The 16847-nt window shown below is 64.9% G+C and carries 17 protein-coding genes and 1 pseudogene; 7 read left to right on the forward strand and 11 right to left on the reverse strand.

Features of this window, described 5'->3' with window-relative positions; genetic code table 11:
• The first annotated feature begins 6 nt into the window (after positions 1 to 6).
• From FG486_RS08895 to FG486_RS08910, 4 genes are all read left to right on the forward strand, one after another.
• Complete coding sequence (locus tag FG486_RS08895) at positions 7 to 810, forward strand: Imm63 family immunity protein (RefSeq protein ID WP_181267274.1); 804 nt, start codon at positions 7 to 9, stop codon at positions 808 to 810.
• Positions 807 to 2990 carry an NAD-dependent DNA ligase LigA gene (ligA, locus tag FG486_RS08900; RefSeq protein ID WP_181267275.1) on the forward strand — a complete coding sequence of 728 codons (2184 nt, stop codon included), beginning with the start codon at positions 807 to 809 and terminating at the stop codon, positions 2988 to 2990. Before FG486_RS08895 ends, ligA begins: the two co-directional genes overlap by 4 nt.
• Before the next feature lie 115 nt (positions 2991 to 3105).
• On the forward strand, positions 3106 to 3474 hold the full coding sequence (locus FG486_RS08905) for a YciI family protein (protein ID WP_066279060.1): 369 nt from the start codon (positions 3106 to 3108) through the stop codon (positions 3472 to 3474).
• The gene (locus tag FG486_RS08910; protein WP_181267276.1) at positions 3471 to 4700 is read left to right on the forward strand and encodes an RNA polymerase sigma factor; all 1230 of its coding nucleotides are present in this window, start codon (positions 3471 to 3473) and stop codon (positions 4698 to 4700) included. Before FG486_RS08905 ends, FG486_RS08910 begins: the two co-directional genes overlap by 4 nt.
• Here FG486_RS08910 and FG486_RS08915 read toward each other — a convergent pair.
• From FG486_RS08915 to FG486_RS08930, 4 genes are all read right to left on the reverse strand, one after another.
• Positions 4639 to 5352 (reverse strand): DUF2459 domain-containing protein, encoded by a 714-nt coding sequence (locus tag FG486_RS08915; RefSeq protein WP_181267277.1) that lies wholly within the window; start codon positions 5350 to 5352, stop codon positions 4639 to 4641. The genes FG486_RS08910 and FG486_RS08915 overlap by 62 nt on opposite strands.
• Before the next feature lie 166 nt (positions 5353 to 5518).
• On the reverse strand, positions 5519 to 6442 hold the full coding sequence (locus FG486_RS08920; RefSeq protein WP_181267278.1) for a 50S ribosomal protein L11 methyltransferase: 924 nt from the start codon (positions 6440 to 6442) through the stop codon (positions 5519 to 5521).
• 183 nt (positions 6443 to 6625) lie between these two features.
• A complete protein-coding gene (locus FG486_RS08925; protein WP_181267942.1) occupies positions 6626 to 7372 on the reverse strand; it encodes an SDR family NAD(P)-dependent oxidoreductase in 747 nt (248 codons plus the stop codon).
• Positions 7373 to 7432: 60 nt separating this feature from the next.
• On the reverse strand, positions 7433 to 8836 hold the full coding sequence (locus FG486_RS08930) for a methyl-accepting chemotaxis protein (protein ID WP_066279075.1): 1404 nt from the start codon (positions 8834 to 8836) through the stop codon (positions 7433 to 7435).
• A 220-nt stretch (positions 8837 to 9056) separates the two neighbouring features.
• On the opposite strand from FG486_RS08930, the gene sdhC reads away from it, so the two are divergent.
• The 3 genes from sdhC to sdhA are packed head-to-tail and all read left to right on the forward strand — an operon-like array spanning position 9057 to position 11696.
• Positions 9057 to 9446, forward strand: coding sequence for a succinate dehydrogenase, cytochrome b556 subunit (gene sdhC, locus FG486_RS08935; RefSeq protein WP_066279079.1), 390 nt, complete (start codon positions 9057 to 9059; stop codon positions 9444 to 9446).
• A gap of 58 nt (positions 9447 to 9504) precedes the next feature.
• The gene (gene sdhD, locus FG486_RS08940) at positions 9505 to 9894 is read left to right on the forward strand and encodes a succinate dehydrogenase, hydrophobic membrane anchor protein (RefSeq protein WP_060978157.1); all 390 of its coding nucleotides are present in this window, start codon (positions 9505 to 9507) and stop codon (positions 9892 to 9894) included.
• The gene (gene sdhA / locus FG486_RS08945; protein ID WP_181267279.1) at positions 9894 to 11696 is read left to right on the forward strand and encodes a succinate dehydrogenase flavoprotein subunit; all 1803 of its coding nucleotides are present in this window, start codon (positions 9894 to 9896) and stop codon (positions 11694 to 11696) included. Before sdhD ends, sdhA begins: the two co-directional genes overlap by 1 nt.
• An 82-nt stretch (positions 11697 to 11778) precedes the next feature.
• On the opposite strand, the pseudogene FG486_RS08950 reads toward sdhA, so the two are convergent.
• The 7 genes and pseudogenes from FG486_RS08950 to truB form a co-directional block, all read right to left on the reverse strand.
• A pseudogene (locus tag FG486_RS08950) lies at positions 11779 to 11985 on the reverse strand (type II toxin-antitoxin system RelE/ParE family toxin); the annotation flags it as partial.
• Between the two features lie 76 nt (positions 11986 to 12061).
• Positions 12062 to 12304, reverse strand: coding sequence for a type II toxin-antitoxin system ParD family antitoxin (locus FG486_RS08955; RefSeq protein ID WP_066281044.1), 243 nt, complete (start codon positions 12302 to 12304; stop codon positions 12062 to 12064).
• 50 nt (positions 12305 to 12354) lie between these two features.
• Complete coding sequence (locus FG486_RS08960; RefSeq protein WP_181267280.1) at positions 12355 to 12645, reverse strand: type II toxin-antitoxin system RelE family toxin; 291 nt, start codon at positions 12643 to 12645, stop codon at positions 12355 to 12357.
• The gene (locus tag FG486_RS08965) at positions 12632 to 12904 is read right to left on the reverse strand and encodes a type II toxin-antitoxin system Phd/YefM family antitoxin (protein ID WP_231750115.1); all 273 of its coding nucleotides are present in this window, start codon (positions 12902 to 12904) and stop codon (positions 12632 to 12634) included. Before FG486_RS08965 ends, FG486_RS08960 begins: the two co-directional genes overlap by 14 nt.
• A 116-nt stretch (positions 12905 to 13020) precedes the next feature.
• Positions 13021 to 15342, reverse strand: coding sequence for a polyribonucleotide nucleotidyltransferase (gene pnp, locus FG486_RS08970; protein ID WP_181267281.1), 2322 nt, complete (start codon positions 15340 to 15342; stop codon positions 13021 to 13023).
• Between the two features lie 207 nt (positions 15343 to 15549).
• Positions 15550 to 15819, reverse strand: a complete 270-nt coding sequence (gene rpsO / locus FG486_RS08975) for a 30S ribosomal protein S15 (RefSeq protein ID WP_023838184.1) — start codon at positions 15817 to 15819, stop codon at positions 15550 to 15552.
• 18 nt (positions 15820 to 15837) lie between these two features.
• Positions 15838 to 16827: a tRNA pseudouridine(55) synthase TruB gene (truB, locus tag FG486_RS08980; protein ID WP_181267282.1), complete on the reverse strand. Its 990-nt coding sequence runs from the start codon at positions 16825 to 16827 to the stop codon at positions 15838 to 15840.
• Positions 16828 to 16847 lie beyond the last annotated feature (20 nt).

Here is a 16847-nt window from a genome sequence, read left to right on the forward strand (position 1 = left end):
GGCGGCATGAGCGAGGTGCTTCCACTGCTCGGCACCGTCCTCGTGCTGTTCGTAGTACCCATCATTCTCATCGTTCGCGCCAGCCGTGCTAGGCTGTGGCTGCTCGCCGTGCTTTGGTTCCTATCGCCACTGGTCGTTCTGGCGGCGGTGCTGATAGAGGAAATGGCGCGCAAACCGGGTGATGCGGCTACTCGCCCGGACAATGTGCAGGCTACGATCGGCTTTGCTATCGGGCTGGGGATCATCCCGTGGGCGATCATCTGGTTGCTGGGCATGGCCATTGTCCTGATGCTGCGACGGCGCAGCAAGGTGGAGGCGGCCGGGCCTGTGCAAGCTCCCGAGGCGGTTGCTGCCCCCCGCCTTGTGCTGCCGCCAGCCCCAGCGCCGCCCCCGATCTTCAAAGGCATGACCACGAAAGACCTTCACGAGCGCGTCCGCAACCTGGCGGGGCAGCATGGGTGGGCTGAACGGCTGTTGCCAATTTCTTACGCGCGCGACAATGACACACCTTATGTTGAGGTCGATCATCGCGGCTTTCACATGGCCACCTATGATCGCGGCCAGGCCTATGGCCAACGCCAGACCCAGGATTTGGAGGAGATTCTCTACTGGGTCGCCGATCAGGTCACCTATTACATGGCGAGCGAGGAAGTGGCGCGCGGGATCAGCCATTTCGACGAGTTCGCACCCCGGCTGCTGGCGCGGCAGGACAGCATGCTTGCCGAGATGAATCCCGAATGGCATCGGCGCTGGCTGAATGATCCAGCCAGCCACGCCGCCTTCTATCGACGAAAGATACAGACATCATGACCGGCAGCCTCGCTGAAAATCTCTCCGAAGCCGAAGCCGCAATCGAACTCCAGCGGCTCGCCAAGAGAATCGCGCATCACAACCGGCTCTATCATGCCGAGGATTCGCCCGAGATCTCGGATGCCGATTATGACGCGCTGGTGCGGCGGAACAACGAACTGGAAGCGGCCTTTCCGCATCTGATCCGCGCCGACAGCCCCAACCGCCAAGTGGGCGCGGCGGTCGAATCCTCGCCGCTCGCCAAGGTGCGGCACGAACAGCGGATGATGAGCCTCGACAACGGCTTTTCGGACGAGGACATTGCCGAGTTCGTCGCGCGCGTGCGGCGCTATCTGGCGCTGCCCGAGAGCGAGGTGCTTGCGTTCACCGCCGAGGACAAGATCGACGGGCTGTCGCTTTCGTTGCGCTACGAGCAGGGCGTGCTGGTGCGCGCCGCGACGCGCGGTGATGGCGAGGTGGGCGAGGACGTCACCGCCAATGTGCGGACGATTGCGGATATTCCCGAGCGGCTTACGCCCTCTCCCCTTGAGGGGAGAGGGGGGAGCCGCGAAGCGGTGGAGGGAGAGGGGAAATCGCCGACCTCTGCGCAGGCCCCCCTCCCAACCCTCCCCCCTGAAGGGGAGAGGGCCATTGATGTGCCCGACATCCTCGAAATCCGCGGCGAGGTGTACATGTCCAAGCAGGACTTTGCCGCGCTGAATGCGGCGCAGGAGGCGCGGGGCGAGAAGCTGTTCGCCAATCCACGCAATGCCGCCGCCGGGTCGCTGCGGCAGAAGGACGCCAGGGTCACAGCCGCGCGACCGCTGCGATTCTTGGCGCACGGCTTGGGCGTGGCGAGCGACGTGCCGGGCGCGACGCAGCACGAGGTGATGCAGGCGATCGCCGCGATGGGGGTGCCGGTCTCGCCGCTGCTGGTGCGGACCTTGACGCTCGACGATCTGCTCGCGCATTATCGCGAGATCGAACGGCGGCGGGCCGATCTGCCCTATGACATCGACGGCGTGGTCTACAAGGTCGACCGGCTCGACTGGCAGGCGCGGCTGGGGTTCGTCGCCAAGGCGCCGCGCTGGGCGCTGGCGCACAAATTCCCCGCCGAACGCGCCGAGACGACGCTGCAGGCGATCGACATCCAGGTCGGGCGGACGGGCAAGCTGACCCCGGTGGGCAGGCTTACCCCCGTCACCGTCGGCGGCGTTGTCGTGTCCAACGTGACGCTGCACAATCGCGACGAGATCGCGCGGCTGGGCGTGCGCCCCGGCGACCGGGTGCTGGTGCAGCGCGCGGGCGATGTCATCCCGCAGGTGGTCGAGAACCTGACGCGCGACGAGGTTCGCGAGCCTTACAATTTCCCCGATCACTGCCCCGAATGCGGCAGCGAGGCGGTGGCGGAAGAGGGCGAGGTCGATGTCCGCTGCACCGGCGGCCTGATCTGCCCGGCGCAGCAGCGCGAACGCCTCAAGCATTTCGTCAGCCGCGCCGCGCTTGACATCGACGGGCTGGGCGAAAAGACGATCGCCGAGTTTCTCGACGCGGGGTTCATCAAGCTGCCGGGCGATATCTTCCGGCTGAAGCAGCACCGCAGCGCGATCCTGGCGCGCGAGGGCTGGCAGGAAAAGTCGGTCGACAATCTGCTCGCCAGCATCGAGGCGCGGCGCGGCGCGGACCCGGGCCGCTTCCTGTTCGCGCTCGGCATCCGCCATGTCGGATCGGTGACGGCGAAGGACCTGGTCAAATGCTTCGGCAGCGCCGAGGCGGTGGGTGCGATCGGGCGCAGGCTCGCCAAAGGCAGCATCGAGGCGACAGCGGAAGTCACCGCGATCGACGGTATCGGCCCAGCGGTCGCCGAGGCGTTGGGCGATTTCTTCCACGAACCGCATAACGCACAAGTGTTCGACGATCTGATCGCCGAGGTCCGCCCTGCCGCCTTCGTCTCGACCGCGCGCGAGACCGAATGGTCGGGCAAGACCATCGTGTTCACCGGCAAACTCGAGACGATGAGCCGCGATGAGGCCAAGGCGCAGGCCGAAAGGCTGGGGGCCAAGGCGGCGGGCTCGGTTTCGGCCAAGACCGATCTGGTCGTGGCGGGGCCGGGCGCGGGATCGAAGCTCAAGAAGGCGGCGGAACTCGGCGTGCGCGTGGTCGACGAGGCGGAGTGGGCGGCGATCATGGCATCGGCCTGAAGCCTGCGATCATGTCCGACTCGTCCTGCCGAAAAAAAGATCGGCGGCTGTCGAATCCTGCTTTCACCGTTCGTCATGGGGCAGAACGCGCATTGGGCCGTTCGGATGAGGAGACATGATGATGCAGTACATGCTGATGATCCACGAAGACGAGAGCGTCTATGCCGGCCCCGAGGGCGAGAAGCTGCTCGCCGAGACGCTGGCGGCGCACATGGCGCTGGGCGAGGCGCTGGTCGCCGCCGGGGTGAGCTATTCGGGCGAGCGGCTCAAGCCCGCCTCGACCGCGACGACGATCCGCTGGAACATGGGCGAGCACCAGATCCACGATGGTGCGTTTTCCGAAAGCCATGAGGAACTGGGCGGCTTCTACATCATCGATGTCGCCAATCTCGACGAGGCGCTGCAATGGGCCAAGCGCATCCCGATCCCCAAGGGCGCGCTCGAGATCCGCCCGGTCTGGCCGATGAGCGGCCCCGACGCATGACCTCGGCCGGGCTGGGCGCGGCGATCATCGCGGCCCGGCCCGCCGTCGTGGCGGCGCTGGCGGCGCGGTTCCGCGATCTGGACCTGGCCGAGGACGGCTTTGCCGATGCGGTGGAGCTTGCCATGCGCCAATTCGCCGATGCGCCGCCGCCCGGCAATCTCGGCGGCTGGCTGCATGTGGCGGCACGACGGCGGATCATCGACCGGCTGCGGCGCAAGGCGCGGCTGGCCGAGCTGATCGCCGCACAGCCCGAAGCGGCGGAGGGCGAGGACATGGATACCGTCTCGCTGTTCGACGAACAGATTCCCGACGAGCGGCTGCGGCTGATCTTCATCTGCTGCCACCCCGCGATTGCGCCCGAGGCGCGCGCCGCGCTGACGCTGCGCGTGGTCTGCGGCGTGCCGACGGAGCGGATCGCGGCAGCTTTCCTGGTAGCGACGCCCGCCATGGCCCAGCGACTGACCCGCGCCAAGGCCAAGATCCGCGAGGCGGGCGTGCCGTTCGAAACCCCACCGCCGCATCTCTGGGCCGAGCGGTTGCAATCGGTGCTGGCGACGCTGGAAATCGGCTATGCGCTGGCGTTTCAGGATGCCGCGGGCAGCGAGCCGACCGCCGATCTGGGACCCGAGGTGCTACGGCTCACCGACATGCTCGCCGAACTGCTGCCCGACGATCCCGAGGTGCTGGGGCTGGCTGCGCTGGTGCAGTTGGGCGAGGCGCGGCGCGCGGCGCGGGTCGATGCAGCGGGGCGGATGATCCCGCTGAGCGAGCAGGATTGCACCCTGTGGGATAACCGGCTGATCGGCTCGGCGGCACGGGCCATGCAGCGCGCTGCGGCGCTCGGGCGCAGCGGGCCGTACCAGCTGATGGCCGCGATCCACCTGACCCATGCGCGGCGCAAGGCCGAGGGGCGGACCGACTGGGCGGCGATCCTGAAGCTTTATGATCTGCTCATCCAGCTGCGCCCCGGGCCTGTCGTGGCGATCAACCGCGCAATCGCGCTCGCGCGGGTCGAGGGGGCAGAGGCGGGGCTAGCTGCGATCGAGGCGCTGGGCGACGAGAAGATCGAGCGCTACCGCCCCTGGCAGGCGGCGCGCGCGCATCTCCTCGCGCAAATGGGTGACCGCGAAGGCGCGGCAGCGGCCTATCGCAAGGCGCTGGCGCTCAGTCCGGCGTGGGCGGAGCGGCTGTTTCTGGAGGCGAAACTTCGGGAAACCAGCGCATGACATGATGTTCGGCGGGGGTCCATGCGCCGATGCGCACGCCGATGGCGCGAAGATGGTCGCCGGTCCAGGCGTTGCAGCTGTGCACCAGCGAATAGCGGCCATGTGCCCGGTAGAAGACATCGTCGCCGCCATAGCCGGGGATGGGTTTCAGCGGGCCGCGCTCGGGAAAGGCAATGTCCGTCATCAATCGGTCGGCAAGCTGGCGATAGGCGGCATGGCTGATCACCAGCTTGCGGGCATAGCGGCCTTCTTGCGGGCGGTTCATGTGATAGATGTGGATGAGCGTCGCGTCGCTGCCGATCGCGGCGCGCGCCATGGTCGCGGGGTCGAGCTGCCGCCAATCGGGGGTGTTCAAGTAGAAATCGCGCTCGCCCCAGCCTATCGCAACATGATCGGTCGCGCCGGTGGCGTGATAGCGGCTGTCGCTGAGGTCGGTCGGCGGGAAGAGCCGGTGCCAGTCGATCCCCTCTGCGCGCGCGGGCAGGATGAACCCGGTGTGGAAGCCGTTGGTCTCGACATAGATGGTCACGCCGTCTTTCGGCGCGCGCCACTGCGTGTTGGTGCCCCAAAGCCCGCCGATCTCGCCCGCGGCAAAGACGAGGCCTGCGATCAGCGCCAGCCAGGCGAGCAGGGTGCGCGCCTTTTTCAGCATCACCCGTCATTCTCGCGAACGCGGGAATCCCGCTTTTGCAGGACGTTCCAGAAGAAGCGGGACCCCCGCCTTCGCGGGGGTGACGAGCTAAGGCTCAAGCAAGAGGATTCGAGCCCCGCGTTCCGGCGAAAGCCGGAGAACGGACTGCAGCCAAAAGGCCTGCGAATCAGGCCACGCCGTTCTTGCACAACCGCAATACCGTCCAATCGCCGAGGTCCAGCCGTTCTTCCAGCGTAAAGCCCTGTTCGCGATAGGCTGCCGAAACCGCGTCGGCCTGTGTGCCGAGCAGTCCGGACAGCACCGCATGGCCCTGCGGTGCGGTGACGTTGGCAACATCGGGCGCGAGGTCGATCAGCGGACCGGCCAGGATATTGGCGATGACCAGATCATAAGGTGCGCGCGCCTGCAGCCGGGCATCTTCCAGCCCCTCGGCAATCACCATGGCGAGTTCGCCGGGTTGGTCGCCGATTGCAAGGCCATTGGCCGCAGCATTATGCTCGACCGCCGGGCCGCACACCGGATCGATATCGCTCGCGATCGCGCGCGCTTCGGGCCAAAGGTGCATCGCGGCAAAGGCGAGCAGCCCGGTGCCGGTGCCGATATCGATATGGTTGGTGACGCGCAGCCCCGCAGCCTGCATCGAATCGAGCATCATCAGGCAGCCGCGCGTGGTGTTGTGGTGCCCGGTGCCGAAGGCGAGGCTCGCGGGGATCTCGAAGCTGCGCACGCCCGGTTCGTCGGAGGCGGGCATTTCGGGCGTATGAACATGAAAGCGCCCGGCACGGATCGGCTCGAGCCCGGCCTGGCTCAGCGTCACCCAGTCCTCGTCGGGCAGCAATTCCGCGTTCAGCGCCACCCCTGTCGCGCTGGGGACAAGACCGCGCAGCGTCTCGATCCACTCGGCCTGGGGCTCCTCGGTAAAATAGGCATGTAGCGCCCAGCTGCCCGGTGCCTGCGGATCGGCATAGGCATCGACCTCGCTCGCCACCAGGCTGGGGCTGCCGAATGCGCTGTCTTCGAGCGTCATGTCCTCGGTCACGGCCTGCGCCTCGGCGAGCGTGCAGGGGATGGTGACTTTCCAGTTGTCCAATGCGGGGGTCCTTGTGGGTTGCGTTCCGGTGGGCCTTAAAGTGCGGCGGCGATGTTGGCCAGTGCTTGCCCCAGTCGTCATCCTGAACTTGTTTCAGGACCGATCGCGCCCCACCAGCCGAAGCTCCATCCGGCAAAATAGACCCTGAAACGAGTTCAGGGTGACGGGAAGGCATTAAACCTCTTACCGAACGTAGCTCGCCCCGTTCACGTCGAGCACCGCGCCGGTCATTGAGGGCGGCGCGTCGATGGCGCAGAAACTGGCCATGGTGGCGACCTCGTCGGGCATCGCGACGCGGCCCAGCGGGATGTCGGCGAGCAGCTTGTCGCCGCCGCGGCTGGCAAGATAGTCTTCCGCCATGCCGGTCATGGTGAAGCCGGGGCAGATGGCAAAGGCATAGATGCCATGGCCCGCATAGGCGCGCGCGATCGACTTGGTCATCGCCACCATGCCGCCCTTGGACGCGGCATAATGCCAGTGCGCCGGGCTGTCGCCGCGATAGGCGGCGCGGCTGGCGATGTTGACGATGCGCCCTTCATTGGCGTGGTCGAGAAAATGCTGCACGGCAAAGCGGCACAATTGCGCGCTCGCGGTGAGGTTGATCGTCATCGTCTCGTCCCAGGCGGCAAGCCATTCGGCATCGCCCCGGTCGATCGGATTGGCGACAAAGATTCCAGCATTGTTGATCAGCACGTCGATGCGGCCATCGAGCAGATCGATCGCCTCCTGCCAGAGCAGGTCGGGTCCGCGAAAATCGCTAAAATCGGCTACCACCACGTCCCATTCGGGCGCATCGGGGCTGTCATCGGGGAAAGGACGGCTCGCATGGCCGACCACCCGGTGGCCGGCTTCGTGGAGCAGGTCGGCAATCGCGCGGCCGATGCCGCGGCTGGAGCCGGTGACGAGAATATTCTGTTCGACGCTGATCATGCGCGTCAGCATATCGCCGCGCTGAGGCGCGGTCCATCGCTGCAACGCGATTTGGCGGCGTCAGGCGCTCTTGGCCAGGCCGATCTCGACCGCGAAGCGATCGGACCGGTTGCGCAGTTCGACCAGCTGGTTCTGCAGATGACTGAACCCGGCGCCGACCTTGTCCATCTCGCTCGCCAGGCTTTCGGTGTCGATGCGGATCGTGCCGATGGTATTCGACATCGAATCGGCCGCCAGCGCGGTCTCGTCGACCGCGGCGGTGATGATCGTCACGGTCTGCGCCTGGATTTCCATCGCCTCGCGGATGCGGTCGGCGCTCGACTGCACTTCGCTGACCGTGGCGCGCACCGAATCGTTCGAGGCGACCGTGTCGCGCGTGGCCTGCTGGATCGCGGTGATCTTGTGCGCAATATCGTCGGTCGCGCGCGCGGTCTGGTTGGCGAGGCTTTTCACTTCCTGCGCGACCACGGCAAAGCCGCGCCCGGCATCGCCCGCGCGCGCCGCCTCGATCGTGGCGTTGAGCGCGAGCAGATTGGTCTGTCCCGCAATGTCGCGGATCAGGCTGAGGATCGATTCGATCGATTCGGCATGGGTCGAGAGCGTCTGCGTGCTCGCCACCGCATGGCCCGCCTCGCGAGAGGCGCGCTCGGCGACGTCAGCGGCAACCTCGACCTCGCTGCGGGCTTCCTCGATCGCACGGATCAGGCCGGCGGCGGTCTGCGCTGCCTCGCGCATCGCAATGGCGGATTGTTCGGCTGCGGCGGCGACCTCGGACGAGCGGCCCAGCATCTGGCGCGCGGCTTCGGATGCGTTGACGACCTGATTCTTGAGGCCGCTGCCCAGATGCGATGCCTGTTGCAGTTCGCCATCGACCGTCTGCTTGAAGCTGGCGGTCTGCGCAGTGCGGACCATCTGCGCCTCGCGGTGGGTCATCGCGTTGATGGCGAACGACATGATCTCCGCCTCGATCACCATCACCTGCGCGGTAGCGCGCGCCAGTGGCTGAAACTCGTCCATGTCGTTGTTCAGCCGCTCGCGCATCCGGTTGATCGCAAAGTCATGCGTATGCGCATTGGCGGCGAGCAACTGCCACATCGGGACGCCGAGCTTGCTGGCCGCCAGCGCATGCGTGAAGGCCATTTCCACCCAGGTCTGGCCGTCCAGACGGGCCATTTTCTCGCGGGTGTAGATCCGGCTCGATTCCACATGGCGCTGCTTGAGCGTTTCGAGATCGCGACCCTTGCTGGCAAGATTGGCGATGCGGCAGTAATTGTCCCAGAAGGCCAGTGCGATCTCGTCCTGATCCTTTTCCAGCAGGTCGAGCGCCCGGCGCGCATACCGGGGCAGATCGCCCGCAGCATCGAAGGCGGCCAGGCGCTGGCTGATCGAAAGTTCGTGCGCCACGGATTGGTAGAGTTCCCTGAACTCGGCGCTGCCTTTCGAATCCTGATGGGGGTCTGCCATGGCGTCCTCTTGGCTTCTGGGGTGCTTCAGCCATCGGCATATGCGCACATGGTTAACGCCGGGTTATTGCTGCGCCCGCTCGAGCCGCATTGCCGCGCAGCGCGATGCCGGGCCTGCAATGGAGCGCGCACAATCAGCAATTGCATCACGTGGGCAATCGGCTAAACAGGCGCGGGACGCAAATTCGCTTATGAACACGATCGTTTAAACGGGGGAGACCATGGCAAAACCATCGGGCAGGCCGCTGTCGCCGCACCTTTCCATCTGGCGTTGGGGCCCGGCCATGCTGGTCTCGATCCTCCATCGCGCAACGGGCGACGGCATGGCCGTGATCGGCGGGATTCTGCTCGTCGGCTGGCTGATGGCGCTTGCCAGCGGGCCGGAAGCCTATGCCTGGTATGTCGGCTGGGCCACCAGCCCCATCGGCTATCTGCTGATGGTCGGCCTGTCCTGGGCCTTCTTCCAGCACATGCTCTCGGGCCTTCGCCATTTCGTGCTGGATATCGGCGCGGGCTATGAGGTTGACAACAACAACCGCTGGTCGGCGCTGCTGCCGGTGCTGTCGATCGTGCTGACGGCGTTTTTGTGGGCGATCATCTTTTTCGCCTGATCTTTTGAATTATCTGAAGAGCGCGACAGGGCTATGGGGCCCGCGCTGGGAGTCGACCATGGGAAGTGGCACCAGAATTGGCAAGGTTCGCGGGCTGGGGTCCGCCAAAACGGGGACGCATCACTGGGTGATGGCGCGGGTCACCGCGGTCAGCAATCTCATCCTGATGCTGTGGTTCATCGCCTCGCTGGTCAGCCTTCCCGCGCTCGATCATGCGACCGTCACGGCCTGGCTTTCCGCGCCGCTGCCCGCCACCGCGATGATCCTGCTGATCGTCACCGTTTTCTATCACCTGCGCCTGGGCCTGCAGGTCATCGTCGAGGACTATGTGCATGACCATGGCACGAAGTTCGGCGTGATCCTGCTGCTCAACTTCTACGCCGTTGCCGGGGCCGCCCTCGGCATTTTCGCCGTTGCGCGCATTGCCTTTGCCGGAGCTGCAAGCTGATGACCGAAGCCTATAAGATCATCGACCATGTGTACGACACGGTTGTCGTCGGCGCGGGCGGATCGGGCCTGCGCGCCACCATGGGCAGCGCCGAGGCGGGCCTGAAGACCGCGTGCATCACCAAGGTATTCCCCACCCGCAGCCACACCGTGGCGGCGCAGGGCGGCATCGCGGCCAGCCTGGGCAACAACTCTCCCGATCACTGGTCGTGGCACATGTACGATACCGTCAAGGGATCGGACTGGCTGGGCGATCAGGACGCGATCGAGTACATGGTGCGCGAAGCGCCCGCTGCGGTTTATGAGCTCGAGCACGCGGGCGTGCCGTTCAGCCGCAACGACAACGGCACCATCTATCAGCGTCCGTTCGGCGGTCACATGCAGAACATGGGCGAAGGCCCGCCGGTGCAGCGCACCTGCGCCGCTGCCGACCGCACCGGCCATGCCATGCTGCACGCGCTTTACCAGCAGTCGCTGAAGTATGATTCGGACTTCTTCATCGAATATTTCGCCATCGACCTGATCATGGAAGACGGCGTGTGCCGCGGCGTGATCGCGCTCTGCATGGAGGATGGCTCCATCCACCGCTTCCGCAGCCATGCCGTGGTTCTGGCAACGGGCGGTTCGGGCCGCTGCTATTTCTCCGCCACCTCGGCGCATACCTGCACCGGCGATGGCGGCGCGATGGTGCTGCGTGCGGGCCTGCCGTTGCAGGACATGGAATTCGTGCAGTTCCACCCGACCGGCATCTATGGCGCGGGCGTGCTGATCACCGAAGGTGCGCGCGGCGAGGGCGGCTATCTCACCAATTCCGAAGGCGAGCGCTTCATGGAGCGCTATGCCCCCTCGGCCAAGGACCTGGCGAGCCGCGACGTCGTCAGCCGCTCGATGGCCGCCGAGATCCGCGAAGGCCGCGGCGTCGGCAAGGAAAACGACCATATCTACCTGCATCTCGATCATATCGACGAGAAGGTGCTGGCCGAGCGCCTGCCGGGCATTACCGAGACGGGCAAGATCTTCGCGGGCGTCGACCTGACGCGCCAGCCGCTGCCGGTGGTGCCGACGGTGCACTATAATATGGGCGGCATACCCTGCAATTATCACGGCCAGGTCGTCACCATCAAGGATGGCAACCCCGACACCGTGGTCCCCGGCCTCTATGCCGTGGGTGAGGCGGCGTGCGTCTCGGTGCACGGCGCGAACCGTCTGGGCTCGAATTCGTTGATCGACCTCGTCGTGTTCGGCCGCGCGACCGGCCATCACCTGCGCGACACGATCAAGCCGGGCAGCCCGCACAAGGCGCTGCCCAAGGATGCGGCCGATCTGGCGCTGTCGCGCCTCGATCATTTCCGCAACGCCAAGGGCGGATCGCCGACTGCGCAGATCCGCATGGACATGCAGAAGACGATGCAGAAGCACGCTGCCGTGTTCCGCGACACCCAGCTGCTGCAGGAAGGCACTGCACTGATGCAGCAGGTCAACAAGCGGATGGAGGACGTCCACGTCACCGACCGTTCGCTGATCTGGAACACGGACCTGATCGAGACGCTCGAGCTCGACAACCTCCTCAGCCAGGCGGTGTGCACCATCGAAAGCGCCAATGCCCGCAAGGAAAGCCGCGGCGCGCACATGCACGAGGATTATCCCGAGCGCGACGATGCCAATTTCATGAAGCACACCGTCAGCTGGTTCGAAGGCTGGGGCGGCAAGGGCGGCAAGGTGACGCTCGACTATCGCCCGGTCCACGAATACACGCTGAGCGACGAGGTCGAGTATATCAAGCCCAAGAAGCGGGTATATTGATCGGCTGAAACGCTATCGGCAATGACATTGTTCGGGGCAGGGACCGTGCGCGGTTCCTGCCCCGAAGCATGTCTGGGCCGTGTCAGAGATGCCGGTCGATATCCATCCGCTCGTGCAGGATGCGGATGATCTGCACCGTGTCTTCGATGACCAGATAGAAGATCAAGTGATGCCCGCACAGCAGCTTGCGGAATTCCTTCCCCTCACTGCGATAAACTGGATTACGCAGCGGAAAATCGGCCAGCGAAGACATACTCGCGCGCATCGCGGCGAGATAGTGCCGAGCCTGCGCTGTGCCCCATTACTGCATGGTAAAGAAGGCAATAGCGTCCAGATCGCGGCGAGCAGCGGGGAGCAGGAGAACCTTATGCGGCATCGCCGAAATGGCGATGCATGAAGGCATCCCAGTCGAACGGCTCGGCAGGTCCGCTCGCCAGACCTTCGCGAAGCGCGGCGTTCAGTGCTTCGCGCCGTTCATCTTCGGCCATCAACCGCCGCATCGCCTCGCGCACGACCTCGCTGGTCGAGCCGTACTCGCCCGATTCCACCTTGCGGCGGGCAAATTCCTGAAACGGCGCGCCAAGCGCAATGGATGTGTTCTTGGTCATGGGGCGATGATACCAGAATTTGGTAACAACGCCGATCTGGGCGCTGCAGTTTACAACAGTCGCTGGCTTGCTGCCTCGTACACAAGATTACGGTCCCGTCGCCCAACAGCGATGACGACGACCGTTACGCGCTCGTCCTCGACCTGATACACCAGCCGGTAGCCAGCCTTGCGCAGCTTGATCTTGTAGCAGTCGCGCATCCCGTGCAGCCGCGCGGAGGGAACATGTGGATTGCGCAGACGCTCTTCCAGCTTCTTCTTGAACTGGCTCCTTATCGTCGGAGCTAGCTTGGCCCATTCGCGCGAAGCCGCATCCAGAAACTCGAGCTCAAAGGTCTTCAATGCGCACCTTGATGCGTTCCTGGTTCTCGCTCAGCCGCTGGCGGACGATCTCGGCGAGCTCCATGTCTTCCAGCCGCTCCATCAGCGCCGCCCAGGCCTTGGCGGGGACCAGATAGGCGGCAGGCGTGTTGCGATTGAGTACGGCCAGCGGCATCCCGTCCGCCGCCTCGATCGCGGCGCTGGGGTTCTTCTTCAGGTCGCTGATGCTGATGCAGCGTTCGGCCAGGATGTCGTGGATCATGACCGGATAATAGGTCATTTAACAGGTCGCGTCAATTTGCCTACCGTCCAAATAAAACCGGCCGGAAGCGCGGAGCTTCCGGCCGGTCTTTGTCACGTCGCGGGATGAACCCATGACGCCAGCATCTGCCAGTCTCAGCTTTCGCCGGTGATGAAGTCGGGCAGGCCGGCGTCGCCGCCGCTCTCGCCGCCTTCCGAGCGCTCGGGGCGACCACGGCCGCGGCCGCCTCCGCCCGAACGCTCGCCGCCACGGTCACCGCCGCGACCACGACCGCCGTCGCCATCGCGACGGGGGCGACGGTCACCGCGGTCACCACGCTCGCCACGCTCGCGGGGTTCGCGGGCAGGGCGGGTGTCTTCCAGCTCTTCACCGGTTTCCTGATCGACAACGCGCATCGACAGGCGCACCTTGCCGCGCGGATCGATCTCGAGAACCTTGACCTTCACTTCCTGGCCTTCGGACAGGACATCGGCCACCTTCTCGACCCGCTCGTTGCGGATTTCCGAAACGTGGACCAGGCCGTCCTTGCCGCCCATAAAGTTCACGAACGCACCGAAATCGACCAGGTTGACGACCTTGCCGTTGTAGATCTTGCCGACTTCGGCTTCCTCGACGATGCCCAGAATCCACTTCTTGGCAGCCTCGATCTGGCTGAGGTCGGACGAGCTGATCTTGATCAGGCCTTCGTCGTCGATATCCACCTTCGCGCCGGTTTCGGCGACGATCTCGCGGATCACCTTGCCGCCGGTGCCGATGACTTCGCGGATCTTCGACTTGTCGATCTGGATCGTCTCGATGCGCGGCGCATGGGCCGACAGTTCGGTGCGGACTTCGCCCAGCGCCTTGGCCATTTCGCCCAGGATGTGCGCGCGACCTTCCTTGGCCTGTGCCAGCGCCTGCGCCATGATCTCGCGGGTGATGCCGGCAATCTTGATGTCCATCTGCATCGTGGTGATGCCTTCGGACGTGCCGGCGACCTTGAAGTCCATGTCGCCCAGGTGATCTTCGTCACCCAGGATGTCGGAGAGAACCGCGAATTCGCTGCCTTCCAGGATCAGGCCCATGGCGATGCCCGACACCGGACGCTTGAGCGGAACGCCCGCGTCCATCATCGAAAGCGAGCCGCCGCACACCGTGGCCATCGACGACGAGCCGTTGGACTCGGTAATGTCGGAGAGCACACGGATGGTATAGGGGAACTCGTCCTTGCTGGGCAGCACGGGGTGCAGCGCACGCCATGCCAGCTTGCCATGGCCGACTTCACGACGGCCCGGCGCGCCGAAGCGACCGACTTCACCGACCGAATAGGGCGGGAAGTTATAGTGCAGCATGAAGCTCTCGTACGACAGGCCGGTGAGGCCGTCGATCATCTGCTCGCTGTCTTTGGTGCCCAGCGTGGTGGTGCAGATCGACTGGGTTTCACCGCGCGTGAACAGCGCCGAACCGTGCGTGCGCGGCAGGAAGCCGACCATCGCCTCGATCGGACGGATCTGCGTGGTGGTGCGGCCGTCGATGCGGCTGCCGTCCTTGAGGATGGCACCGCGGACGATTTCCGCTTCCAGCTTCTTCATCAGCTTCTGCGCGGCCATCTGGTCCTGCGGCGTCGCATCGGCAAAGGCTTCCTTCGCCTTGGCGCGCGCTTCGTTGAGCGCGTTCGAGCGGGCCGACTTGTCGGTCAGCTTGTAGGCCGCGGCAATGTCCGCACCGATCAGGTCCTTCAGCTTCTGCTTGGCAGCGCTCAGGTCAGCCTGCGGAGCCATTTCCCACGGATCCTTGGCCGCCTGTTCGGCCAGCTTGATGATCGCGTCGGTGACCTGGCGGCAGGCCTCGTGCGCGAACTCGACGGCGCCGAGCATTACTTCTTCGGACAGCTCCTTGGCTTCCGATTCGACCATCATCACCGCGTCATGCGTGGCAGCGACGACCAGATCGAGCTCGCCTTCCTTGACCTCGTCCATCGACGGGTTGAGCTGATATTCGCCATCCTTGTAGCCGATGCGCGCCGCGCCGATCGGGCCCATGAAGGGCACGCCCGACAGGGTGAGCGCAGCCGAGGCAGCGACCATCGCGACGATATCGGGCTCGGATTCGCCGTCGAACGACAGCACCTGCGCGATCACGTTGATCTCGTTGTAGAAACCTTCGGGGAACAGCGGGCGGACGGGACGGTCGATCAGGCGGCTGGTCAGCGTTTCCTTCTCGGTCGCGCCGCGCTCACGCTTGAAGAAGCCGCCGGGGATGCGGCCTGCTGCGGAGAATTTTTCCTGGTAGTGGACGGTCAGCGGGAAGAAGTCCTGGCCTTCCTTCACTGACTTGGCGGCGGTCACGGCGCACAGCACCACGGTCTCGCCATAGGTGGCCAGCACAGCGCCGTCCGCCTGGCGGGCAATACGGCCCGTTTCGAGCTTGAGGGTCTTTCCGCCCCACTCGATTTCTACAGTCTTTACGTCAAACATGGATTTTCCTTGTCGAACCCGGTGCGCCCTATTGCGGACCGGGGCCTCTTCAATTGCCAGACTGACCGGCCTGGCGCGGTTCGGGGCCATATCTTGCCCCGGCTGGCCCAGATCCGCCTCATTGCGAAAGGGCCGTTGGATACCGCGCACTTTAATTTCATGGCGCGGATAAACGAACGGCCCCGCTGGGGGGCCGTTCGAGAATGCTTACTTGCGGAGACCCAGCTTGCCGATCAGGTCGGTATAGCGGGCTTCGTCCTTCTTCTTGAGATAGTCGAGCAGCGAGCGACGCTTGTTGACCATCATCAGAAGACCGCGACGCGAGTGGTTATCCTTGTGGTGCGACTTGAAGTGCTCGGTCAGGTTGTTGATGCGCTCGGTCAGGATGGCAACCTGCACCTCGGGCGAGCCGGTGTCGTTGGCTTCGCGCGCATATTCCTTGATCACTTCTTCCTTGCGCTCTGCGGTAATCGTCATGTCTTCATTCCTCGAACATCATCCAAAGTTGAAGCCGCGCACCACGCGGACCTCCTGGTCCGAAAGCGATACCAGTGCGAGCGGAGCATCATCGCTCCCCCGCGCCCAATATCGCCCATCGTGTGCGGCAATCCCGGTCACGACCTGCCCCATGCGGAGCCGCCTTGCCTGATCGGGAGTGAGGTCAAGAGCCGGGATGTCGGCCAGCCCTGCCTCGAATGGCAAGATTACGTCTTCTGGGGCCGCGCCTTGGCGGATTTCGTCCAGTTTGTCCAGCGGAATCGCTTGCGCCAACCCGAACGGCCCAGCCTGGGTGCGGCGGAGCATCGTCACATGGCCCACCGTGCCGAGCGCCTGCGCGATGTCGCGCGCGAGGCAGCGGATGTACGTGCCCTTGGAGACATGGGCGGTGAGGGTGATCTGGTCGAGCGGAAGTTCAATCGCTCCAATGCCGTCACCCTGAACTTGTTTCAGGGTCCATTTATCGTCTTGCAGCTTCGGCTGCTGGGGCACGATCGATCCTGAAACAAGTTCAGGATGACGGACAAGCAATCGATGAACGTTTACGCTCCTGCTCGCCAGTTCCACGGTCTCGCCGGCGCGCGCCAGATCATAGGCGCGCTGGCCATCGACCTTGAGCGCGGAAAAGGCGGGAGGCACCTGCTCGATCGGCCCGGTAAAGCGCGGCAGCACTGCCTCGATCTCGGCGAGCGCCGGTCGCACGTCGCTGGTCGCTACCGGTTTGCCTTCGACATCGAGCGTGTCGGTCTCCACCCCGAAGCGAACCGTGAAATCATAAGTCTTGTCGCCGTTGAGCATCTGGCCGGTGAGCTTGGTCGCCTCGCCCAGCGCGATCGGCAGCACGCCGGTGGCGAGCGGGTCGAGCGTGCCGCCATGGCCGACCTTGACCTTGCCGAACCCGCCCTGGCGGAACGCGCGCTTGACCGCGGTCACCGCGTCGGTCGAGCCCATGGCATAGGGTTTGTCGAGAATGATCCATCCGTGCATCCGCTGCCCGTTAGCAGTGT

Origin of the sequence: Blastomonas ursincola (assembly GCF_013607875.1) — a bacterium.
Lineage (GTDB): Bacteria > Pseudomonadota > Alphaproteobacteria > Sphingomonadales > Sphingomonadaceae > Blastomonas > Blastomonas ursincola.